At 73.7% G+C, this 21,803-nt stretch carries 21 protein-coding genes and 1 pseudogene; 12 read left to right on the top strand and 10 right to left on the bottom strand.

Features of this window, described 5'->3' with window-relative positions; all coding sequences use genetic code 11:
- Positions 1 to 18 precede the first annotated feature (18 nt).
- On the bottom strand, positions 19 to 375 hold the full coding sequence (locus EFE23_RS05925) for a hypothetical protein (protein WP_199736941.1): 357 nt from the start codon (positions 373 to 375) through the stop codon (positions 19 to 21).
- A 340-nt stretch (positions 376 to 715) separates the two neighbouring features.
- Entirely contained in the window at positions 716 to 1,591 is an 876-nt protein-coding gene (locus EFE23_RS05920; RefSeq protein ID WP_123239873.1) for an FAD:protein FMN transferase, read from the bottom strand.
- A 222-nt stretch (positions 1,592 to 1,813) separates the two neighbouring features.
- On the opposite strand from EFE23_RS05920, the gene EFE23_RS05915 reads away from it, so the two are divergent.
- Entirely contained in the window at positions 1,814 to 2,845 is a 1,032-nt protein-coding gene (locus tag EFE23_RS05915) for a 3-isopropylmalate dehydrogenase (protein WP_123239872.1), read from the top strand.
- Between the two features lie 201 nt (positions 2,846 to 3,046).
- On the top strand, positions 3,047 to 4,144 hold the full coding sequence (locus EFE23_RS05910; protein WP_123239871.1) for a branched-chain amino acid aminotransferase: 1,098 nt from the start codon (positions 3,047 to 3,049) through the stop codon (positions 4,142 to 4,144).
- A gap of 332 nt (positions 4,145 to 4,476) precedes the next feature.
- Here the strand turns inward: EFE23_RS05910 and EFE23_RS05905 are convergent, their stop codons facing one another.
- From EFE23_RS05905 to EFE23_RS05890, 4 genes are all read right to left on the bottom strand, one after another.
- Positions 4,477 to 5,226 carry a tyrosine-protein phosphatase gene (locus EFE23_RS05905; protein ID WP_123239870.1) on the bottom strand — a complete coding sequence of 250 codons (750 nt, stop codon included), beginning with the start codon at positions 5,224 to 5,226 and terminating at the stop codon, positions 4,477 to 4,479.
- 57 nt (positions 5,227 to 5,283) lie between these two features.
- On the bottom strand, positions 5,284 to 5,742 hold the full coding sequence (locus EFE23_RS05900; protein WP_123239869.1) for a PRC-barrel domain-containing protein: 459 nt from the start codon (positions 5,740 to 5,742) through the stop codon (positions 5,284 to 5,286).
- Positions 5,743 to 5,831: 89 nt separating this feature from the next.
- Positions 5,832 to 6,362 carry an alkylhydroperoxidase, AhpD family gene (gene ahpD, locus EFE23_RS05895; protein ID WP_123239868.1) on the bottom strand — a complete coding sequence of 177 codons (531 nt, stop codon included), beginning with the start codon at positions 6,360 to 6,362 and terminating at the stop codon, positions 5,832 to 5,834.
- A gap of 3 nt (positions 6,363 to 6,365) precedes the next feature.
- A complete protein-coding gene (locus EFE23_RS05890) occupies positions 6,366 to 6,926 on the bottom strand; it encodes a peroxiredoxin (protein WP_123239867.1) in 561 nt (186 codons plus the stop codon).
- Between the two features lie 361 nt (positions 6,927 to 7,287).
- Here EFE23_RS05890 and cimA point away from each other — a divergent pair, with 361 nt between their 5' ends.
- Positions 7,288 to 8,868 (top strand): citramalate synthase, encoded by a 1,581-nt coding sequence (gene cimA / locus EFE23_RS05885; RefSeq protein ID WP_123239866.1) that lies wholly within the window; start codon positions 7,288 to 7,290, stop codon positions 8,866 to 8,868.
- 73 nt (positions 8,869 to 8,941) lie between these two features.
- Here the strand turns inward: cimA and EFE23_RS05880 are convergent, their stop codons facing one another.
- Complete coding sequence (locus EFE23_RS05880; protein WP_123239931.1) at positions 8,942 to 9,877, bottom strand: endonuclease/exonuclease/phosphatase family protein; 936 nt, start codon at positions 9,875 to 9,877, stop codon at positions 8,942 to 8,944.
- A gap of 415 nt (positions 9,878 to 10,292) precedes the next feature.
- Between EFE23_RS05880 and EFE23_RS05875 the strand changes: the two genes are divergently transcribed.
- The 7 genes from EFE23_RS05875 (at position 10,293) to arfB (ending at position 15,861) form a co-directional block, all read left to right on the top strand.
- Positions 10,293 to 10,826 (top strand): hypothetical protein, encoded by a 534-nt coding sequence (locus EFE23_RS05875; RefSeq protein WP_123239865.1) that lies wholly within the window; start codon positions 10,293 to 10,295, stop codon positions 10,824 to 10,826.
- A 189-nt stretch (positions 10,827 to 11,015) separates the two neighbouring features.
- Positions 11,016 to 12,065, top strand: coding sequence for an AAA family ATPase (locus tag EFE23_RS05870; RefSeq protein ID WP_123239864.1), 1,050 nt, complete (start codon positions 11,016 to 11,018; stop codon positions 12,063 to 12,065).
- Positions 12,062 to 13,144, top strand: a complete 1,083-nt coding sequence (locus tag EFE23_RS05865) for a DUF58 domain-containing protein (protein ID WP_123239863.1) — start codon at positions 12,062 to 12,064, stop codon at positions 13,142 to 13,144. The genes EFE23_RS05870 and EFE23_RS05865 overlap by 4 nt, the downstream gene beginning before the upstream one ends.
- Positions 13,141 to 14,100 carry a VWA domain-containing protein gene (locus EFE23_RS05860; RefSeq protein WP_123239862.1) on the top strand — a complete coding sequence of 320 codons (960 nt, stop codon included), beginning with the start codon at positions 13,141 to 13,143 and terminating at the stop codon, positions 14,098 to 14,100. The genes EFE23_RS05865 and EFE23_RS05860 overlap by 4 nt, the downstream gene beginning before the upstream one ends.
- Positions 14,101 to 14,148: 48 nt before the next feature.
- A complete protein-coding gene (locus EFE23_RS05855) occupies positions 14,149 to 15,009 on the top strand; it encodes a S1C family serine protease (RefSeq protein WP_123239861.1) in 861 nt (286 codons plus the stop codon).
- 108 nt (positions 15,010 to 15,117) lie between these two features.
- Positions 15,118 to 15,426: a hypothetical protein gene (locus tag EFE23_RS05850; RefSeq protein WP_123239860.1), complete on the top strand. Its 309-nt coding sequence runs from the start codon at positions 15,118 to 15,120 to the stop codon at positions 15,424 to 15,426.
- 9 nt (positions 15,427 to 15,435) lie between these two features.
- The gene (gene arfB / locus EFE23_RS05845; RefSeq protein ID WP_123239859.1) at positions 15,436 to 15,861 is read left to right on the top strand and encodes an alternative ribosome rescue aminoacyl-tRNA hydrolase ArfB; all 426 of its coding nucleotides are present in this window, start codon (positions 15,436 to 15,438) and stop codon (positions 15,859 to 15,861) included.
- 15 nt (positions 15,862 to 15,876) lie between these two features.
- Here the strand turns inward: arfB and EFE23_RS05840 are convergent, their stop codons facing one another.
- On the bottom strand, positions 15,877 to 18,309 hold the full coding sequence (locus tag EFE23_RS05840) for a low temperature requirement protein A (RefSeq protein ID WP_158675837.1): 2,433 nt from the start codon (positions 18,307 to 18,309) through the stop codon (positions 15,877 to 15,879).
- Positions 18,310 to 18,422: 113 nt separating this feature from the next.
- Here EFE23_RS05840 and EFE23_RS05835 point away from each other — a divergent pair, with 113 nt between their 5' ends.
- Entirely contained in the window at positions 18,423 to 18,998 is a 576-nt protein-coding gene (locus EFE23_RS05835) for a GNAT family N-acetyltransferase (RefSeq protein WP_233600887.1), read from the top strand.
- 109 nt (positions 18,999 to 19,107) lie between these two features.
- Positions 19,108 to 20,217: a cellulose binding domain-containing protein gene (locus EFE23_RS05830; protein ID WP_123239856.1), complete on the top strand. Its 1,110-nt coding sequence runs from the start codon at positions 19,108 to 19,110 to the stop codon at positions 20,215 to 20,217.
- Between the two features lie 98 nt (positions 20,218 to 20,315).
- Here the strand turns inward: EFE23_RS05830 and EFE23_RS05825 are convergent, their stop codons facing one another.
- Positions 20,316 to 21,203, bottom strand: coding sequence for a 3-methyladenine DNA glycosylase (locus EFE23_RS05825; protein WP_123239855.1), 888 nt, complete (start codon positions 21,201 to 21,203; stop codon positions 20,316 to 20,318).
- Between the two features lie 34 nt (positions 21,204 to 21,237).
- A pseudogene (locus EFE23_RS05820) lies at positions 21,238 to 21,803 on the bottom strand (hypothetical protein); the annotation flags it as partial.

Below are 21,803 nucleotides of genomic sequence, written 5' to 3'. Positions count from 1 at the left end.
GCCCTTCGTCTTCCGCGGTCAGGGGGCGACGCGGGCCGGTGGCGCGTAGACCGAGCCGTCCTGCGGGTCGAAGAGCATCAGGTCGTGCTCGCCGGCCAGCCGCTCGATGTCGAGCAGCACCTGGTCCTCGCAGGTGGGCAGCAGGTGCATCGCCACGTGATCGGCGGCCGTGTGCAGCGGGGCGACCTCCCAGGGGCTGCCCGGGCCGGCCGGGCGGTCCGGATAGGCGCCGGTGATCGCCCGGTAGAAGCCGACCACCCGCGGGTCGGGGTGCCGCTCGCCGTGCCGTCCCTCGCGGCACCGCTGCACCGCCGCCCGGACGTCGTCGGGCGTGGCCCCGGGTGGGAGGGCCCACACACTCAGATCGAAACTCACGGCGGACAGCGTGCCATCCCCGCTCCGCGCCGTCACCCCTGCCCCACCGCAGGTTGACCGCGTGTCGACCGATCGAGCCGCGGCGGCGGTCCGCTGTGGAGACTCTTGCGTCGAGTTGCGTCGATTCGCTAGCGTACCGGTGCGGTCACTGGCTGAGTTGAGACTCCGGCCCGTCTTCGGGTGGCGCGGTCGTTCGTCCGGCCCACCAGTCCGCACCCCTCGAATGCGCGAGCCACGCGCACTCGTCGCTGACCGGCCCCCACGGTCGTTGCCGAGACCGTGGGGGCCGATCGCGGACCGCGTCCCGGATGCGAAGGCGGGGCGGCGGAGGGCCCGGCGCTCAGCGTCGACGGTGGGTGAAGAGCGCCCGGTAGTCCGAGCCGGTGCGGAACCAGGCCAGCCCGGCCGGCCCGGCCGCGTAGAGCGCGGTGGCGTAGGCGTCGGCGACCGCGAGATCCGGCCCCACCACCGTGGCGGAGACGAGCTGGTCGGCCGGCTCGCCGGTGTGCGGGTCCACCACATGGCCCCGGCGCCCGGTCACCCCTGAGGTGCCCACCGCGCCGGCGGTCATCTCCAGCATCAGCGGCGCCCGGCGGGCGTCCGTGGGGTGGTGCACGGCCACCCGCCACGGGCCGCCGTGCGCGGCGTGGCCGCGTACGGTCAGGTCGGCGCCGCAGAGCACCGCGTAGTCGTGCACGCCGGCGGCGCGCAGCCGGGCCGCGGCCCGCTCCACCGCCCAGCCACCGAGCAGGCCGCCCGGGTCGAAGCCGCCGGGCACCGCCCAGGCGTCGAACCAGCCGTCGGTGGCCGCCCGCATGGCGGCGCAGCGGTCCACCAGGTCGGCCAGCGGGGGATACGACTCGGGGCTGATCTCCCCCCGCCGCAGCTTGGAGACCAGGCTGTCCGGCCGGTTCGGGCCGTAGGTGAGGTCGACGGCGCGCAGCTCGGCGACCGCGTCGCGCAGCGCCTCCCCGACCCCGCGTCGGCCGAGCCACTCGGGGGCGTTGAGCAGCAGCGTGTACTCGGCGGTGGAGGTGCGGACGGTGTGCTGGACGCTGATCCGGTCGGCGACCGCGGCGCCGGTCCGGTCCAGCCGGTGGCTGCGGGCGCCGAGACGCAGGTCGGGGCGGCGGTGGACGAAGGCGGACTGGTCGATCCACCGGGTCCGGGGCTGCTCGTTCGGCCAGGCCGCCCGTCGCTGCTCGTCGATCCGCATGGCACCCGCTCCTCGCTGGCGACGCCGCAGCGTCGCGGCGAAGCCGGTCCCGGGCCCCCGTCGACCCGCTCGCACCTGACCCTAGGGGCTGGAGTTGATCGCCCCATGAATGACACCTGAAAGCATCCTGTGTGTTCCAGCTTCCCGAATGGTGGAAGACGCGTACCGGGAACCGGGACGGCGACGTACCGTTGCGCAGAACGACGAGGTGAGGAGCGCCAGGTGGCACGGATCGCGGTGGTGGCCGGGGACGGGATCGGACCCGAGGTGGTCGGCCAGGCCCGCAAGGTCATCGACGCCGTGCTCCCCGGGGTGGAGGCCACCGGGTACGACCTCGGCGCGGCCCGGTACCACCGCACCGGCGAGGTGCTGCCCGACTCCGTCCTCGACGAGCTGGCCGGGCACGACGCCATCCTGCTCGGCGCGGTCGGCGACCCGACCGTGCCGCCGGGCGTGCTGGAGCGGGGCCTGCTGCTCAAGCTCCGGTTCGCCTTCGACCAGTACGTCAACCTCCGCCCGTCCCGGCTCTGGCCGGGCATCGCCGGCCCGCTGGCCGCGGTGAAGCCGGGCGAGGTCGACCTGGTCGTGGTCCGCGAGGGCACCGAGGGCCTGTACGCCGGCGCCGGCGGCTCGCTGCACCGGAACACCCCGGCCGAGGTGGCCACCGAGGAGAGCCTGAACACCCGGCACGGCGTGGAGCGGGTGATCCGGGACGCCTTCGCCCGGGCCCGCCGCCGAGAGCGGCGCAAGGTGACCCTGGTGCACAAGACCAACGTGCTGACCCACGCCGGCTCGCTGTGGGCGCGCGCCTTCGAGGCGGTCGCCGCCGAGCACCCCGACGTGACCACCGAATATCAGCACGTCGACGCCGCCGCGATGTTCCTCGTGACCAACCCGCAGCGGTACGACGTGGTGGTCACCGACAACCTCTTCGGCGACATCCTCACCGACATCGCCGCCGCGGTGACCGGTGGCATCGGCTTGGCCGCCAGCGGTTCCATCAACCCGGAGGGGCGCTACCCGTCGATGTTCGAGCCGGTGCACGGCTCCGCGCCGGACATCGCCGGCAAGGGCGTCGCCGACCCGGTCGCGGCCGTGCTCTCCGCCGCGCTCCTGCTCGACCAGCTCGGGCACGTCGAGGCCGCCGCCCGGGTCACCGCCGCCGTCGCCACCGAGCTGGCCGGCCGGACGCCGGGGGCCCCGCTGCGCACCGAGGAGGTCGGCGACCGGCTCGCCGGGTACGCCGTAGCCTGACCCGGGCCGTGGAAGGCCCGGGTACGGGCCGCCGGACCCGTGTCCCGGGACCGCGCCGCCGGCCGGCCGCAGCGCCATCCGGTGGTCTCGATCTGTCGGGGCGGAGCTATCCGCTGAACGACCGTTCGGGGTAAGTTTCTGGCACCAGAGACGTCGGCGTGCGATCCCGCATGCCGTGGGACCCGCAGGGAGGTCAGCGCGATGAGCGGTGGTGACAAGCTCGATTTCGAGATCCGTCCGAATCCCGCGCCGGTATCCGCCGCCGACCGGGCCGCCCTGCTGGCGAATCCCGGGTTCGGTCGGGTGTTCACCGACCACATGGTGACGATCCGGTACGCCGAGGGGAAGGGCTGGTACGACGCCCGGGTGGAGGCCCGTGCGCCGATCCCGATGGACCCGGCCGCCGCGGTCCTGCACTACGCGCAGGAGATCTTCGAGGGGTTGAAGGCCTACCGGACCGGCGACGGCGCGGTCACCATGTTCCGCCCGGAGGCGAACGCGGCCCGCTTCGTCGCCTCGGCCAAGCGGATGGCCATGCCCGAGCTGCCGCCGGAGACGTTCGTGGAGTCGCTGCGCCGGCTGGTCGAGATCGACCAGGACTGGATCCCCGAGCACGAGGACGCCAGCCTCTACCTGCGCCCGTTCATGTTCGCCAGCGAGGTGTTCCTCGGCGTCCGCCCGGCCAACGAGTACCTCTACTGCGTCATCGCCTCGCCGGCCGGCGCGTACTTCGCCGGCGGGGTCAAGCCGGTGACCGTCTGGGTCTCCCCGGACTACACCCGGGCCGCCCCGGGCGGCACCGGCGCGGCGAAGTGCGGCGGCAACTACGCCACCTCGCTGGCCGCGCAGGCCGAGGCCATCGAGGCCGGGTGCGACCAGGTGGTCTTCCTGGACGCGGTGGAGCGCCGGTTCGTCGACGAGCTGGGCGGCATGAACGTCTTCTTCGTCTACGACGACAACACCCTGGTCACTCCGCCGCTGACCGGCACCATCCTGCCGGGCATCACCCGGGACGCGATCCTCACCCTGGCCGCCGAGGCCGGGCACCGGGTGGAGGAGCGGCCGGTCAGCTTCGCCGACTGGCAGGCGGACGCGGCCAGCGGGCGGCTCCGCGAGGTCTTCGCCTGCGGCACCGCCGCGGTGATCACCCCGATCGGTGGGGTGCGCTTCCCGGACGGCGAGTTCCTGATCGGCGGCGGCGAGCCGGGCCGGTCCACGATGGCGCTGCGGCAGCAGCTGGTGGACATCCAGCGCGGCCGGGCCGAGGACCGGCACGGCTGGGTGCAGCGGGTGCTCTGACCCTCCTACTCCTCGACGGCCGGCACCCGCGCGGTGCCGGCCGTCGCGCTTTCCGCCCGGCACCGTCGCCGGCCGGATGGGCGGTGCCGGAAGCCGCGCCGCAACTGCCCGCCGGCGGTGGCGGGCCGACTCGGCACTCCCTGTCGAGCTGATGTCGCCAATGACTCACACGGTTGCCGGTGGCGGCAGCTGGTCCGGCGTGCTCGGCGCCGGAGCGCGGCTCGGTGAGTCGTCTGCGACATCAGCTCCAAAGGGACTGCGAGGCCCGGTCCCGGCCCGCGCGGCAGCCGAGGACGGACGCCGCGCCGCCGGTGTACGGAAGGCGGTGCCGGTCAGTCCAGGAGGTGAGCGCGGAGCGCGTCGAGCTGCGTGTCGGTGACCCCGGCATGGCGGAGGTAGCCCTCGGCCGAGCCGTAACCCGCGCGCAGCTCGTCGAGGAAGAGCGTCATCGCCCCGGCCGGGGAGGCGAGGTAGGGGCGGGGTGGCTGCGCCACCTCGGGCAGCGTGGCGGCCACCCAGGCGCTGAACCGCTCGGACGCCACCGTGCTGAGCGCGTAGTCGGCGGCGATGTCGGCGTCGGCCACGCCGAGCACCGCGAGGGTGAGCGCGCAGACCACGCCGGTGCGGTCCTTGCCGGCGACGCAGTGCACCACCACCGGCGCGTTGGCGCTGTCCGCGATGAGCCCGACCGCCTCGGCCAGCCCGGCGGTGCCGGTCTGCGCCAGGCCGGCGTACCGGTCGGCGAGCCAGCGGGCCAGGTCCTCCTCCGGGGCGTACGGGACCGTGGCCCAGTCCTCGTGCTCCGGGTGGATGTGCCGGTAGGTGAGGCCGTCGTACGCCGGCACCCGGCCGTCGCGGGCCACCTCGGTGGGACGGCGCAGGTCGATGACGGTGCGGATGCCGAGCGCGGTGAACGCCGCCCGGTCGGTCTCGTCGATGCGGTGCAGCGAGTCGGAGCGGTAGAGCCGGCCCCGGCGGACGCGACGCCCGTCGTGCCCGGTCAGGCCGCCGACGTCGCGGAAGTTGAACAGGGCGGGGAAGGGGTTTCGGCGGGGGGTCTCCGTGGCGTCCACGCCTGACACGGTAGCGGCCGGCGGGGCACCGAGGTGCCCCGCCGGCCGCCTGGGCAGGTGTTCTCCTTACCGGGCGGTACCCGGCGGGATCGACGAATAGGTGTCGTCGTAGTACCCGCCGAGCTTCTCCCGGTACGCCGGATCCGTGTCGGTGCTCTCGTCGTACTCGGGTGCGGCCTTGATCTGGTCCTTGCTCCGGTCGACGAAAACCTTCCGCTCGTCGTGGTCGACGTGGTTGACGGTGCCGGCCGGCAGCATGACCTTCTTGCCGAAGATCCACGGGCCGGTGTCCACCACCAGGTAACTGGAGTTCACCTCGTGGCTGGCCCGGTCCACCTTGCCGATACCGCCGTCCGTCGCCTCCACCTTGTAGCCGACCAGGTCGATGCCGGTCACCCCGGCCTCGTCCCGGTAGCTCCACGGATCGAAACGCCCGGCGGGCGCGCCGCCCGCGAAGGCGCCCTGACCACCCTGGGTCAGCGGGTCCGGCGTCCCGTGGGTCGTTCGAGGGTCGAGCCGCTCCATGGCGTCCACACTCCCTTTCTCGACTTTCTCGGGGGATGTTGCCTGTCGGACCCTTTCGTACCCGGTGCGGAGATCGGTACACCTGTGACTCAGGCCAGGGCGGCCTCCGCGTCCAGCGCCACGGCCGCGGCGTGCACCACGGCGGCGATGCGCAGCCCCTCGTGCACCTGCTCGCGGCTGAACCCGGCCGCACGCAGGGTCTTCTCGTGCGACTCCAGGCAGACGCCGCAGCCGGTGATCGCCGAGACGGCGAGGCACCAGAGCTCGAAGTCGGCCTTCTCCACTCCCGGTCGGGCGATGATCTGCATCCGCAGCCGGGCCGGAATCGAGGCGTACTGCTCGTCGCCGATCAGGTGCTTGGCCCGGTAGTAGACGTTGTTCATCGCCATGATCGTGGCCGCGCCCTTGGCCGCCTCGACCGCCTCCGGGGTGAGCTGGCCGGCGGCCTCGGCGGCGATCTCCCGCAGCACCACCGGGTTGCGCGCGGCGACCGCGCAGGCCAGGGCGGTGCCCCAGGCCTGCTCGGGCTTCAGCGTCGAGGTGCTGATCGTGGAGCCGAGGTTGAGCTTGATGTCCTTGGCGTACTCCGGCAGAGCCGCCTTGACCGCGTCCAGGCCCATGGGTCAGGCCCCGGCGCCGGCGAGCAGCGCGGTGGCGTCCAGGGTGGCGGCGCCGGACTTCCAGTTGCACGGGCAGAGCTCGTCGGTCTGCAGCGCGTCCAGCACCCGCAGCACCTCGGACACGTTCCGGCCGACCGAGCCGGCGGTGACCATGACGAACTGGATCTCGTTGTTCGGGTCGACGATGAAGGTGGCCCGCTGGGCGACGCCGTCCTCGCCGAGCACGCCGCAGGCGGCGGTCAGCTCGCGCTTGATGTCGCTGAGCATCGGGAAGGGCAGCTCGCGCAGGTCCGGGTGGTCCTTGCGCCAGGCGTAGTGGACGAACTCGTTGTCGACGGAGACGCCGAGCACCTGGGCGTCCCGGTCGGCGAACTCCGCGTTGAGCCGGCCGAACTCGGCGATCTCGGTGGGGCAGATGAAGGTGAAGTCCTTCGGCCAGAAGAAGACCACGCGCCACTTGCCCTCGTAGGACTTGTGGTTGATCGTCTCGAACGCCTTCTCGGCGTCCAGCGACACGCAGGCGGTGAGTTCGTACTCGGGGAAGCGGTCACCGACAGTGAGCACAGGTCCTCCTTGACAGCGGCTTGTCAGCGGCGCGAGGCCGGTAACTGGATCGGTTCCAGATATTGCCGCAGTGGGGTTTCCGCCGCTCGGCGGGTTGATCACTTGTGAAGTCGATCACCGGCGACGCGCTCCCGCGCCGAGCCTGCCCACCCGGCGGCCATGACCACCCAGCGTGATCATCTCGGCATGTGGATTTTGCCTCCCAAAAGGAGGTCGAGGTGGCAGAGTACGGAACGTGACCAGCTCCGTCCTGATTATTGGCACCTAGCGCGCCGGCCTCCCCCTCGCCGAGCGCGCAGACCTCCCGCACCCGCGGGGGGTCTTTTTGTTGCTCCCCCTCAGGCTCGAGAAGAGGACTCCCATGACCTTCCAGGTGTACGACACGACGCTGCGCGACGGCGCGCAGCGCGAGGGGCTCAGCTACTCGGTGGTCGACAAGCTGGCGGTGGCCCGCCTGCTCGACGACCTCGGGGTCGGCTTCATCGAGGGCGGGTGGCCGGGCGCGGTGCCGAAGGACACCGAATTCTTCCGGCGCGCCCGCACCGAGCTGGACCTGAAGCACGCGATCCTGGTCGCCTTCGGCGCGACCCGCAAGGCCGGGCTGGCGGTCGAGGCCGACCCCCAGGTACGCGGGCTGCTCGACGCGGAGACCCCGGCCGTGGCCCTGGTCGCCAAGGCGGACCTGCGGCACGTCGAGCGGGCGCTGCGGACCACCGCCGAGGAGAACCTGGCGATGATCCGGGACACCGTGGCCCACCTGGTCGCCCACGGGCGGCGGGTCTTCGTCGACGGGGAGCACTTCTTCGACGGCTACCGCCACGACCCGGCGTACACCGCCGCGGTGCTGGAGACGGCGCTCGCCGCCGGGGCGGAGCGGTTCGTGCTCTGCGACACCAACGGCGGGATGCTGCCGTCGCAGGTCACCGCCGTCATCGCCGACGTCACCGCGCGCACCGGGGTGGCCCCGGAACTGCTCGGCATCCACTGCCAGAACGACACCGCCTGCGCGGTGGCCAACACCATCGCCGCCGTCGAGGCCGGCGTCCAGCACTTCCAGGGCACCGCCAACGGGTACGGCGAGCGCCCCGGCAACGCGGACATCTTCGCGATCGTCGCCAACCTCCAGCTCAAGCTCGGGCTGCCGGTCCTACCGGAGGGCTGCCTGGAACAGATGGTGCGGGTCTCGCACGCCATCGCCGAGATCGCCAACATCGCCCCCGACACCCACCAGGCGTACGTCGGGGCCGCGGCCTTCGCCCACAAGGCGGGACTGCACGCGAGCGCGATCAAGGTCGACCCGTTGCTCTACAACCACGTGGACCCGTCGGTGGTGGGCAACGACATGCGGATCCTGGTGACCGAGATGGCCGGCCGGGCCAGCATCGAGCTCAAGAGCCGCGAGCTCGGTCTGGACCTGGCCGGCCATCCGGAGGCGCTCGCCACGGTCACCAAGCTGGTGAAGGAGCTGGAGGCCGGCGGCTGGTCCTTCGAGGCCGCCGACGCCTCGTTCGAGCTGCTGGTGCGCGGCGAGCTGCCGGACCGCGCCGTGCCGCGCCCGTTCACCCTCGAGTCGTACCGGGTGATCGTGGAGCACCGCGAGGACGGCGCGGTGGTCTCCGAGGCCACCGTCAAGATCCGGGTACGCGGCGAGCGGGTGATCGCCACCGCCGAGGGGAACGGCCCGGTCAACGCGCTGGACGAGGCGCTGCGTACGGCGCTGGCCCGGCACTACCCGGAGCTGCGCGACTTCGAGCTGGCCGACTACAAGGTCCGCATCCTGGAGGGCAGCCACGGCACCGGCGCGGTCACCCGGGTGCTGGTGGAGACCGCCGGCACGGGCCGCGACTGGACCACGGTCGGCGTGCACCCGAACGTGGTCGAGGCGTCCTGGCACGCACTGGTCGACGCGCTCACCTACGGCCTCGACCGGGCCCGGGTGTGAGGAGGGGTCCTCTCTTAACGCCTCCGGTAGAGCACGGGTCCCCTCTTAACGCCGGTCGGCCGGTTGACGCGGGTCAGCCGGCCGGCAGGCGCAGGTCGGCGAGGACGGCGCGGTGGTCGCTGCCGGGCAGCGGGTGCACCTCGACCGCGCGGACCGCGATGCGCCGGTCGGCCAGCACGTGGTCGATCGTGACCGGCGGGATCCGGTCGCCGTCGTACGGGCCCCAGGTGCCGGCGAGTCCCGCGCCGGCCGCGTCCGCCGCGTCGACGTAACCGGTGGCGATCAGGTCGCGCAGTGGCGCGTGGTCGAGGGTGGCGTTGAAGTCGCCGGCCAGCACGCCGAGTTGCCCGTGCGGGGTGGCCGGTGGCTGCGCCCGCAGGTCGGTCCACCAGTCCGGGACCACCGCGACGGCGTACGGGGAGGCCGGGTGCGCCGACTCCACCCGCAGGGGTGGCGCGCCCGGCACGGCCAGGGTGCCGTACGCCTGGAGAAAGGCGAAGCCCTGGTTGCGCCGGGCCCCGGTCGCGTCGAGCGGGAAGCGCGCGTAGAGCGCCGAGCCGGTCGCGCCGGGCTCCGGGTGCAGCTCCCGGTAGGGCAGCAGGGTGGCCAGCCCGAGCCGGTCCAGTTCGGCGGCGATGCCCGGGGTGACTTCCTGCGCGGCCAGCACGTCGACCCGTCGGGTGCGGACCAGGTCGACCAGCGCGGCCGGGTCGGCGCTGCCCAGCAGCAGGTTGGCGGTGAGCAGGCGCAGGGCAGGGCCGTCGGCGGAAGGCTGGCCGGAGCGGACCGCGCGCGGCGCCACCGCACCGAGCAGCGCCAGCGCGGCGACCGCCGCGACCACCGCCGGGGCCCGGCGGCGCAGGGCGAGCGCCAGCGCCAGCGGTGCCAGGGACCCGGCGGCGACGTACGGCGTGAAGGCGACCGCCTGTACCAACGGCCCGCGTTCCAGGCCGGCCAGCCGGAGCGCCGCCCAGGCCGCCGCCGGCAGCACGGCCAGCCAGCAGGCCAGCGTCACGACCCGGGCCGCCCGGCCCGCAGTCCGCTCCGCGCGCAGCACCTGGGTCACGGCCGCCACCGTACCGGCCGGACACCCGGCGCGATGCCCCGGAAGTGGTTTCGTGAATGGCCGGCAATTCACCTTTCACGATTTCCAGGGTGCTCGAAGAAGTGCCGTAACGCAAATCCGAGCTATTGACCGGCCGCATTTAACGGTGCTACTTTCCACGTGGTTGAGACGTCGCAGCTGTGCGTAGTATCCCCAGCTCAAGCCGGGTGCGGGATGTTGTTGGATCGACATTTCAGGTGCGCTGCAAGCGGAACTCCCGACGTTCCGCAGTGGTCCGCTCCCGGCCTTTTCTGCGGTAGCTTTCCGGCCCCGTCGAACGCGGGTCGCCGTATCACCACGGTCACACAAGGGGGACCACATGGCCACATTGTTCAGACGCAAGGCGACGGTGCTGGCGCTCGGCGTCCTGACCCTCACCCTGGCTGGCGGGGGCATCGCCGCGGCGGCCCGGCCGGCGGCGCAGGCTCCGGCCACCTCCGCCCAGCCCGGGGCCCGTCAGCCCGGATCAACCGCCCAGCCGCCGGTGAGCGCGGCCGACGCGCGTCGGGCCAGGTCGGCGATGAACGCCACGCTCGCCGCCCCCGCCACCGGCACCGTCGCGTGGGCCGTGGTCAGCGCCAACGGCACCCTGCTCCAGCACTCCGCGAACGTCAAGTCCGCCCAGCGGTTCACCTGCTGCGGCCTTGGCCAGTACGAGGTCCTGCTGGACTACGACGTGCACGCGAAGGCGTACGTGGGCACCGTGGGCACCGCCGACTCGGCGAACGTCCCGCCGGGCGGCGAGGCCTCGGTCGCGCCCCGCTACCTGATCCCGAACGCGGTCTTCGTGCAGACCCGTAGCTCGTCCGGCTCCGCCGCGGACCGGCCGTTCCACCTGGTCATCAGCAACTGATCCGCCACGCCGTGCCGACCCCCGCCGCCGCGGCGTGGGTCGGCACGGTCCGGGCCGACCTGGGTCTCGCTGGGTCGACCGTACCCTTACGCCCCGCTCGGGGGAATCATCCCGGTCCCGCCCGGGATGGGCCGCGGAGGGGCTGATAATCCGACGTTTGTCCGACCACCGGCACGGGAAGCAAGCACCGTGACGGACATCTCGGACACCCTGACCAGCGTGCCCAGCCCGGTCGAGGCCGACGCGAGCGGCGTCGAGCTGGAACAGACCCTCTTCGAGGTCAAACGCGTGATCGTCGGGCAGGATCGGCTCGTCGAACGCCTGCTCACCGCCCTGGTCGCCGACGGGCACTGCCTCCTCGAGGGGGTGCCGGGGGTGGCGAAGACCCTCGCGGCGCAGACCCTCGCCACCGTCGTCGGCGGCACCTTCTCCCGGATCCAGTTCACCCCCGACCTGGTCCCCTCGGACATCGTCGGCACCCGGATCTACCGGGCCTCCACTGAGAGCTTCGACGTCGAGCTGGGCCCGATCATGGCGAACCTGGTGCTCGCCGACGAGATCAACCGCGCCCCGGCGAAGGTGCAGTCGGCGCTGCTGGAGGCGATGGCCGAGCGGCAGGTCTCCATCGGCGGCCGGAGCTGGCCGGTACCCGAGCCGTTCCTGGTGCTCGCCACCCAGAACCCGATCGAGTCCGAGGGTGTCTACCAACTGCCCGAGGCGCAGCGTGACCGGTTCCTCATGAAGATCGTGGTCGACTACCCGAGCGACGCCGACGAACTGGCCATCCTCTACCGGATGAGCGCCGACCGGCCCACGCCGCGCCAGGTGCTCGACCCGGTGCGGCTGCGGGACCTCCAGCGCCGGGCCGGCCAGGTCTTTGTCCACCACGCCCTGGCCGAATACGTGGTCCGGCTCATCCTCGCCACCCGCGACCCCGGCCGCTTCGGGCTGCCCGAGGTGGCACCACTGCTCGCGTACGGGGCGAGCCCCCGGGCCACCCTCGGCCTGGTCGCCGCCGCCCGCGCCCAGGCGCTGATCCGGGGACGGGAGTACGTGCTGCCGGAGGACGTCCGGGACCTGGCCGTCGACGTGCTCGCCCACCGCCTGGTGCTCTCCTTCGACGCGGTGGCCGACGGCGTCTCCGCCGAGGCGGTGGTCCGCCGGCTGATCGAGGCGGTGCCGCCACCCCGGGTCGTCCACGGCCACCCGGAGCCGGTGTCCGACCTGGCGGCGGCATGAGGCGCCCGGCCGTACCCGTTCCGCCCGAGCCGACCCTGGCCGACCTCACCCCCGATCAGCGGCTGCGCCGGCTGGAGCTGACCGTCACCCGCCGGCTCGACGGGCTGCTGCACGGCCAGCACCGGGGCCTGCTGCCGGGGCCGGGCAGCGAGGCGGCCGGCAGCCGGGAGTACCGACCCGGCGAGGACGAGGTACGCCGGATGGACTGGGCGGTCACCGCCCGCACCACCGTCCCGCACGTCCGGGAGGTCGACGCCGACCGGGAGCTGACCACCTGGCTGCTGGTCGACGCCAGCCCCAGCATGGAGTACGGCACCGCCACGCTGGACAAACGCGAGCTGGCGGTGGCCGCCGTGGCGGCGGTCGGGTTCCTCACCGCGGGCGTCGGCAACCGCCTCGGCGCGTACGTGCTCGCCCCCGACGGGGTGCGCCGCTTCCCGGCCCGGAACGGCCGCACCCACCTGCTCGGCCTGCTGCGCGCCCTGCTCACCGCGCCGCGGATGGACGACTCCCGCTCGGCGGGTCCGACGCCGCGCCGCGGCCTGGCGCCGTCGGCCGGCGGGTACGAGCGGGACCGACCACCCGACGGGCCGCGACCGGGCGGCGTCGCCGGCCCGCCGATGCTCGTCGACGGGCTGGCCGGCGTGCAGCGGATGGCCACCCGGCGGGGCCTGGTGGTGGTGGTCTCCGACTTCCTCGACGGGCTGCCCGACGACCCGGCGGCCGCGCCGCCCTGGGAGGCGCTGCTGCGCCGGCTCGCCGTCCGGCACCAGGTGCTCGCCGTCGAGGTGACCGACCCGCGCGAACTCGAACTGCCGGACGTCGGCCTGATCACCCTGGTCGACCCGGAGAGCGGCCGGTGCCGCGAGGTGTGGACCGGCGACCGGAACCTGCGCGAGCGGTACGCGGAGGCCGCCGCCGCCCAGCGTGACCAGGTGCGTCAGGCGCTGCGCCGGTCCGGGACCACCCACCTGGCGCTGCGGACCGACCGGGACTGGAGCGCCGACATCGTGCGGCACGTGCACGCCCAGCGCCGGCTGGCCGCCGCGCCGGCCGCGAGCCGGGGAGGTGTGGCGTGACCTGGCAGTCGCCCGGCCGGCTGTGGCTGCTGCTCGGCGTGGTCGCGCTCGTCGTCGGCTACCTCGCGATGCAGCGCCGGCAGAGCCGGTACGCGGTCCGCTTCACCAACCTGCGCCTGCTGGACCGGGTCGCGCCGCAGCGGCCGGCCTGGCGCCGGCACGTCCCGGCGGGTCTCTTCCTCGCCATGCTCGCGCTGCTGGTGGTCGGCTTCGCCCGGCCCAGCGCGGAGGTGCGGGTGCCCCGGGAACGGGCCACCGTGATGGTGGCCGTCGACGTCTCCACCTCCATGCTCGCCAGCGACGTCGACCCGGACCGGCTGACCGCCGCCAAGCGGGCCGCCCGCCGGTTCGTCGACGGCCTGCCCGGCGAGTTCAACGTGGGCCTGGTCGCCTTCGCCGGCAGCGCGGCGGTGCTGGTGCCGCCGAGCACCGACCGGGACGCCCTGCACGAGGGGATCGGCCGGCTGGCGGAGGGGGTGACCGGCGTTCAGGGCACCGCCATCGGGGAGGCGATCAGCACCTCCCTCGGCGCGGTGAAGAGCCTGGACGCCAAGGCCGCCAAGGACCCGCCGCCGGCCCGGATCATCATCCTGTCCGACGGGGCGAACACCTCGGGGATGGATCCGATGGAGGCCGCCGCCCAGGCGGTGACGGCCAAGGTCCCGGTGCACGCCATCTCGTTCGGCACGCCGTCCGGCTTCGTCGACCGGGGCGGGCGGGCGATCCAGGTGCCGGTCGACGGCCAGACCCTCAAGGCGGTGGCCGAGGAGACCGGGGGCGGCTTCCACGAGGCGACCAGCAGCGCCGAACTGCGCGACGTCTACGAGGACATCGGCACGTCGGTCGGCTACCGGAAGGAACGGCAGGACGTCTCCGCCCGCTTCATCGGCCTGGGGCTGGTCTTCGCCCTGGGCGCGGCCGCCGGATCACTGCGGTGGTTCTCCCGGCTGCCCTGAACCGCGGCACCGCAACGGCAGGACGGCACGACACGTGAGGAGCCAGGTATGGCAGTGCAGACCGGACTCGGCGAACCGCGCGGCCCGTGGTTCGTCTCGCCGGAGCTGGACCCGGACGGGCGCGGCCGGTGGGACGTACCCGGGTCGCAGCGGGGCCCGGGCGGTGGCGGGTGGCGCGGCCGGCTGCTGACCGCGCTCGCGGTGGTGGCCCTCTCCACCGTCTCGGGCGCGGCGGCCGGCAGCTGGGTGGCCGGCCGCGACGCCACCGGCCCGGCCGCGGCGTCCGCCGCGCCGGTGCCGGCGGAGCTGACCACCGCCGCCGAGAAGAGCGTGCCCGGCGTGGTCTCGGTGATGGTCGGCGGCACCTCGGGCGCCTCGGCCACCGGCTCGGGCTTCGCGATCGACCACGAGCAGCACATCGTCACCAACGACCACATCCTGGCCCGGGGCGGCTCCGGGCCGGTGACCGTGGAGACCTCCGACGGCCGCCGGTTCACCGCGCAGGTGGTCGGCCGGGAGCCGAGCAGCGACCTCGCGGTGCTGAAGGTGCCCGCGTCCGCGGGGCTGCCACCGCTGCCGCTGGCCAAGCCGAACTCCACCCGGGTGGGGGAGCCGGTGCTGGCGGTCGGCTCGCCGCTCGGCCTCGCCGGCACGGTGACGGCCGGCATCGTCAGCGCCCTCAACCGGCAGGTACGCATCGGCAACGGCCGGCACACCGCGGTGCAGACCGACGCCTCGATCAACCCGGGCAACTCGGGTGGACCACTGGTCAACGCCCGCGGTGAGGTGGTCGGGGTGAACACGGCCATCGCCACCATCGACGGCAGCGGCTCGATCGGCATCGGCTTCGCCATCCCGATCGACCAGGTCCAGCAGACCGCCGACACCATCATCGGCCGGGGCGGCTGAGCGGTGGAAGTTCCACGCGGGGCGGGCGGCGCCGCGTGATCTGTCGGATATCCGGCGTGGAAGCATCGGACCATGGAAATATTACGCTGAGTATGGATACTGGCGTGGGTGGAGCAAGCTGTCATCGCGGCCCTCCTCCTGGTGGGCCTGGTCATCGGCGTCGGCGTCGGCGCGGCGTACGCCCGCGCGAAACGCGGCTGGTCGGACTACCGCACCATCCGTAACAGCGTCCCGGGCGCCCGGCGGACCGCCTGGCTGGCGGTCCGGGCGGTCCTCACCAAGGTCGGGGTGATCGCCCTGCTGCTGGTCGGCGCGGCCGCGTACGCGGCGGCCGGTTCCGACCACGACCGGGCCGATCCCGGCCCCACCCCGACCGCCACCGTGACCCCCACTCCGAGTCCCCGCCCGAGGCGCTAGCCTCGGGACGTGGACGACGGACTGCGGGTGACCGACCGGCTCGTGGTCCCCGCCGCCGAGCTGCGGGAGCGGTTCTCCCGCTCGTCCGGCCCCGGTGGCCAGGGGGTCAACACCGCCGACTCCCGGGTGGAGCTCAGCTTCGACGTGGCCGGCTCGCCCAGCGTGCCCGAGCCGCTGCGCGCCCGGGCCCTCGACCGGCTCGCCAACCGGCTGGTCGACGGCGTGCTCACCGTCGCCGCCAGCGAGCACCGGGCGCAGTTGGCCAACCGGGAGGCGGCCCGCGAACGGATGGCCGCGCTGCTGCGCGAGGCGGTCGCGCCGCCGCCGAAGCCGCGCCGCCCGACCCGGCCGTCGCGCGCCGCCAAGGAACGCCGGCTGGCCGAGAAGAAGCGCCGGTCCCAGCGCAAGCGCGACCGCCGGGTGGACGGCGACTGAGCGGCCACCGCGCCATCAGTGGGCGGTCACCGGCCCGGTGCGGGCCGGCCCGTGGCCGCGTATCACCTCGAACGCGGTGAAGGCCAGGCAGACCGCGGCGAGCAGGGCCAGCGCGAGCAGCGCCGCAAGCGACCCGGTCAGCGGCAGCAGAGCCGCGACCACCAGCGCCCGCACCACCCGGGCCGGCGGGTACCGCCCGGTCAGCCGCCGCCGGAACGCCAGGTCGCCGAGCAGGTAGAGCAGCACGCCGCCGAAGAGCGCCAGATGGCCCAGCGGGTACGGCGGCGGCCCGAGCTCGAAGAAGCCCCGGCTGCCCAACACCGAGATGGTCTTGCGCAGGCCGAGCGAGACCAGCACGATCCCGGCCACCATCGGCAGGTGCAGCCAGGTGTAGGCGTCGCGGGCCAACCGGGTACGCCGCTCTCCCCGCGCGGTCGCCAGAACCCGTTCCTCCGCCACGCTGCCCCAGCCGAAGTAGACCCACCACAGGCTGGCCAGCAGGGCGGTGCCCAGGAACGCCGCCACGACGATACGGGCCGAGATCGGCGTGTAGACCACCGCGGAGCCCATCGAGATCACCGCTTCGCCGAGCCCGATGATGATGATCAGGCAGTGCCGGTCCGTCCAGTGCTCCGCAGAGCCGATCCGCAGGTGGCGCAGACTGATCCGGGCGTTCCCCCCGAAGTCGACCGCGATGGCCAGCAGCCAGAGCCCGACCTGCACCGGGGTGAGGTGGTGGAGGTCGGTGACCGGCGTGGGCATCAGCGCGGCGGCCAGCAGCAGGGCCAGCGCGATCAGGGTCGGCAGGGCGGTGGCCACCGGCGGCCTCCGCCAGCAGGGGTCCTGCCAGGCCATCAGCCCGAAGGAGGCCAGGTGGAGCAGGCGGATGGCCGCGTAGCAGGCCACGAAGACCAGCGGCCCGGGGAGACCGCCGAGCGCGCCGGTGAACGCCTGCGGGCTGGCCAGGGCGATCAGTGCGGTCAACGCGACCACCAGGACCATGACCAGGCGCACCACGGGACTCTCCGAGCGGACCACGGCGGCCAGCCAGGCGTAGCCGCACCAGGCCAGCCAGAGGATGGTGAGCACGAGCAGCCCCCGGACCACGCCGGTCCAGGTGGGATCGTCGGACATCAACGCGGCCACCTGCAGGAACGCGTAGACGAAGACCAGGTCGAAGAAGAGTTCCTTCGGGGTGACCCCGGCGTGCCGGTGGGCCGGGGCGATCTGCGCGTGCAGTCGCCGGTGCCGCGCCCGGAAGACGGTCACGTCGGCCAGCGCCATCGCGCCCGCCGCCGCGGTGAGCAGAGCCAGCTGGATCAGCACCGGCAGGTGCGGGGCGAGCGGGGCGAGCACCGCCACCAGCAGGAGACCCAGCACCGGCGAGCGACCCAGCAGGCGCAGCGCACGGATCTCGAAGAGAAGCAGCCCCAGCAGGTAGAGGGCCACCCCGCCGTAGAGCACCAGCCGCCCGAAGCCCGGCGTGGTGGTCTCGCTCCCGGTGTGCACGCGCAGCTCCCCGAGCACCTTCTTGAGCCCGAGCGCCACGAGGATCAGACCGGCCATCATGGGCAGGTGCAGCAGGCTGTACGCGTCCCGGCCGAGCCGGCTGCGGCGATCCCCGGAAACCCGCTCCAGAGCCTGCTCTCCCGCGAACCGGGCCACGTCGAAGTACGTCCACCAGAGGGCGCCGGCCAGCGCCACCCCGAGCAGCACCCCGACCAGCACCACCGGGGTCAGCGGCTGAGCGATCGCGGCACCCTGGCTGAGCCCCACCGAGATGATCGTCTCGCCGAACCCGATCAGGATGATGAGACCGTGCCGCTCCGCCCAGTACCGGCTCGAGCCGATCCGCCAGAGGTTCGACCCGATCAGCAGCGCGGCGCCGTACTCGACGAGCACCGTGCAGGCGACCAGCGCGTACCGGATCCACTCCCGGGCCACCGGGTCCTCGACCCAGTTCGGCAGCACGGCGGCGGCCAGCAGGAACAGGGTGCCGACCAGCACCGGCGGCAAGGCCTGGCGGAACAGGTGGCGGCTCTGCCCACCGGTGCCGGCCAGCGTGCCGACCGCGAGGACGGTGGCCCGGACGGCCAGGTAGCCGAGCGCGAACACGACCGGCCCGGGCAGCCCGCCGGGGCGGTCGAGGAACGCCTCCCGCACGGTCAGTGCCATCACGAACAGGGTCGCACTCAGTCCGAACATCACCACCGGCATGACGCCCCGGTCCAGCCGGACGGAGTTGCCGAGCCAGGCGAACGGTGCCCAGCACCACCAGAGCAGTACCAGCAGCAGCAGGCCACGCGGCAACCCCGCGGGGTTCAGCTGCTCGGCGGTCACCCCGGTGACGTTGAGGAAGGCGAAGACGAAGATCAGGTCGAGGAAGAGCTCCAGCCGGCTGACGCCCCCCTCATCGCCGGCCAACTGGATTCGACCGACGTCGCCCACCACCTCACTCTGCCAACGCCGGGGCGGGTGCACCGGGGATCGGGCACAAAGCGACCGGCCGGCCGGTGAAAACGGTTTGAGGCGGCGCCTCCCTACGGCTCACAATCCGCCGCGTGCCGACCGACTTCTCGATCAAGCCCACGCTCACCGGCGAGCGGGTGCTGCTCCGTCCGCTCACCGCCGACGACGCCGCCGCCTTCCAGGCCATCCTGGCCGACCCGGAGGTGGTCCGGCTGACCGGCAGCCCGCCCCAGGAACGCTTCGACCTGGACCGGCTCCGCGACTGGTACGGCAGCCGGGGCGCTCAGACCGACCGGCTCGACCTGGCCGTGGTGGACCGGGCCACCGGGGAGTGCGTCGGCGAGGTGGTGCTCAACGAGTGGGACCCGCGCAACGAGACCTGCAACTTCCGGACCCTGATCGGCCCGGCCGGGCGGGGCCGGGGCCTGGGCACCGAGGCGGTCCGGCTCATCGTCGGCTACGGCTTCGAGCGGCTCGGCCTGCACCGGATCGCGCTGGAGGTGTTCGCGTTCAACCCGCGGGCCCGCCGGGTCTACGAGAAGGTCGGCTTCGTCGCCGAGGGCACGCTCCGCCAGGTGCTGCGGGACGGCGACCACCGGGTGGACGCCACCGTCATGTCGATCCTCGCGCCGGAATGGGCGCGGCACCGGGGCCACCCGGGGGGCTGAGTCCGCGTCGCGGGACCGGGTTGAGCGGGCGACGTCGAAGCACTTCAATACGTACGGGAGCACCGGGCCGTCACCGACCACCACGTCACGTGACAGGAGTTCCGTCCTCATGCTCCGCAAACCCCTGCGTGCCGCGCTGATCGCGGTCGCCGCCCTCCTGCCCGCCCTCGCCGTCGGCCCGGTCCTCGTCTCCACGGCGCCACCGGCGGCCGCGGCCACCACCCCGGTCCGCGTCATGCCCCTCGGCGACTCCATCACCGGGTCGCCGGGCTGCTGGCGGGCGGTGCTCTGGAACCGCCTCCAGTCCACCGGCTACCCCGACGTCGACTTCGTCGGCACCCTCGGCCCGCAGGGTTGCGGCGTGCCGTACGACGGGGACAACGAGGGACACGGCGGTTACCTGGTGACCAACGTGGCCAACCAGAACCTGCTGCCCGGCTGGCTCGCCGCCACCCATCCGGACGTCGTGCTCATGCACTTCGGCACGAACGACGTGTGGAGCAACATCGCGCCGGCCACCATCCTGGCCGCGTACTCGAAGCTGGTGGACCAGATGCGGGCCAGCAACCCGGCGACCACCGTGCTGGTCGCGAAGATCATCCCGATGAACCCGAGCAGCTGCCCGGAGTGCGGCCAGCGGGTGGTCGCGCTCAACTCCGCGATCGACGGCTGGGCGGCGGGAAAGACCACGACCGCCTCCCCGGTCGTCGTGGTCGACCAGTGGACCGGCTTCGACACCGCCACCGACACGTACGACGGTGTGCACCCGAACGCCGCCGGCGACCAGAAGATGTCGGACCGCTGGTACCCGGCGCTCACCGCGGCCCTGCGCCGGGCCACCCCCACCCCCACCACGTCGCCGACCGGCGGCCCGAGCCCGACCGACAGCCCCACACCGACGCCCACCCCGACCGGGACGCCCGGCGGCTGCGCGGCCACCTACCGGACCGCCGGACAGTGGCCGGGCGGCTTCCAGGGGGAGGTGACCGTCGCCAACACCGGCACCGCCCCGACCAGCGGCTGGACGGTGCGGTTCACTCTCCCCGACGGCCAGCGGATCACCCAGGCGTGGGGCGCCGAGCTGACCCAGGACGGCACCTCGGTGACCGCCCGGGACGCCGGCTGGAACGGCGTCCTGGCCCCGGCCGCGCAGACCAGTTGGGGCTTCCTGGCCAGCGGAACCCCCATCATGGTGCCGCTGACCTGCACCGCCGGCTGACTGCCTGAACCCGGGCCCGCCCGCTCGTCGGGCGGGCCCGGCTCCGCGACCACCCGCCACCCGGCCCGGTGGCGGCCCGGCTGGCCGGTGCGCTCCGGTCAGGCGGTGTCGGCGGGCGGCGCGGACCGGTCCAGTGCGGCGAGCAGCCGGGTCCGCAGCACGGCGGCCCGCTCGGCGAAGCCGCGCTGGGCGGTGACGTACTCGGCCCGGCCCTCCGGCGTCTCCACCCGTACCGGCGGGTAGCCCAGGTCGGCCAGGTCGTACGGGCTGGCCCGCATGTCCAGGGCGCGGATCTCCCGGGCCAGCGCGAAACAGTCGGCGACCAGCTCCGAGGGCACCAGCGGGGAGAGCTTGTACGCCCACTTGTAGAGGTCCATGTTGGCGTGCAGGCAGCCCGGCTGCTCCAGCGCGTGCTGGCTCTCCCGGGTCGGGGTGAGCAGGTTCAGTGGCCGGGCCGGGGCGGTGAAGAACCGGAACGCGTCGAAGTGGCTGCACCGAACGCCCCGCTCCTCGACCACCGCGGCGGTGGCCTGCGGGCTGAGCCGCAGCGGCCAGGCGTTGTGGCGTACCTCGTCCTGGGTCTGCCGGTAGACCATCGCCCACTCGTGCATGCCGAAGCAGCCGAAGTGGGCCGGGCGGCCGGCGGTCGCCGCGAGCAGCCTACGGATCCAGCGGACGGAATCGGCGCGGCGGGCGCGTACCCGATCGGTGTCGAGGGTGAGCCCGGCGGCGGTGGCGGCGTAGTCCGGGCCGAACTCGGCCGGGTCCGCGTCGCGCAGCGCCACCCCCGCGCCCGGGTGCCAGCGGCGTAGCTGGGCGGGGCGGTGCGAGTAGTAGGTGAAGAGGAAGTCCTCCACCGGATGCTTCACCCCGGACCGGCGGCGGGCCAGGTGCGGTGCCAGCCAGGCGTCCACCCGCTCCTCGTGGGCCCGGCGCCGGGCCTGCCAGTCGGCCACGTCCAGGGCGGGGGCGAGGGCGGCGGTCACGGACCCCAGGGTACGACCGCCGCCCGGCCCCCGGTCAGGCCACGTCCACCCGGACCCCGGCGGAGAACACCCCGCTGCGCAGCTCCAACTGCTTCGGCGGATCGGTGCCGTGCATGGTGAAGACCAGCGGCAGGAGCACCCGGCTCCCCGCGGCGACCGGCTTGGCGAAGACGTCCTGCCCCAGGTTGGCCACCTGGGTGGCGTCCTCGTCGGCCGGCACCCAGTTGCCGCCCGGCAGGTAGGCGCGCTGCAACTGGCCGTGCCAGGTCTGCTCGTCCGGGGTGAGGTTGCGCACCCCGATCGTGGCCAGGCACTGCCGGTCACCCGGCTTCGTCACCGGCAGGCTCGCGGCACCGCAGGCCAGCCGGTAGACGGTGAACTCGAACGCGGCCTCCCGCAGCGGGACGCCGACGCCCCCGGAGACGCTCTTGCCCATCCATGCGCCGCTGGTCGGTTGCTTGGCGGTGTCGATCGCGGCGACCCGCTGGGTGGCGGTCCACCCGGCCGCCCCGACCACGCCGGCCAGCACCGCCGCCGCCACCCCGACCATCACCCCGACCGGTGGGGTGCGCCGCCGGCCCGCCACGGCGGGCATCGCCG

Source organism: Micromonospora solifontis (genome assembly GCF_003725545.1).
GTDB lineage: Bacteria > Actinomycetota > Actinomycetes > Mycobacteriales > Micromonosporaceae > Micromonospora > Micromonospora solifontis.
The sequence above is the reverse complement of the archived record's forward strand: the minus strand, read 5'-3'. Positions and strand labels throughout refer to the sequence as shown.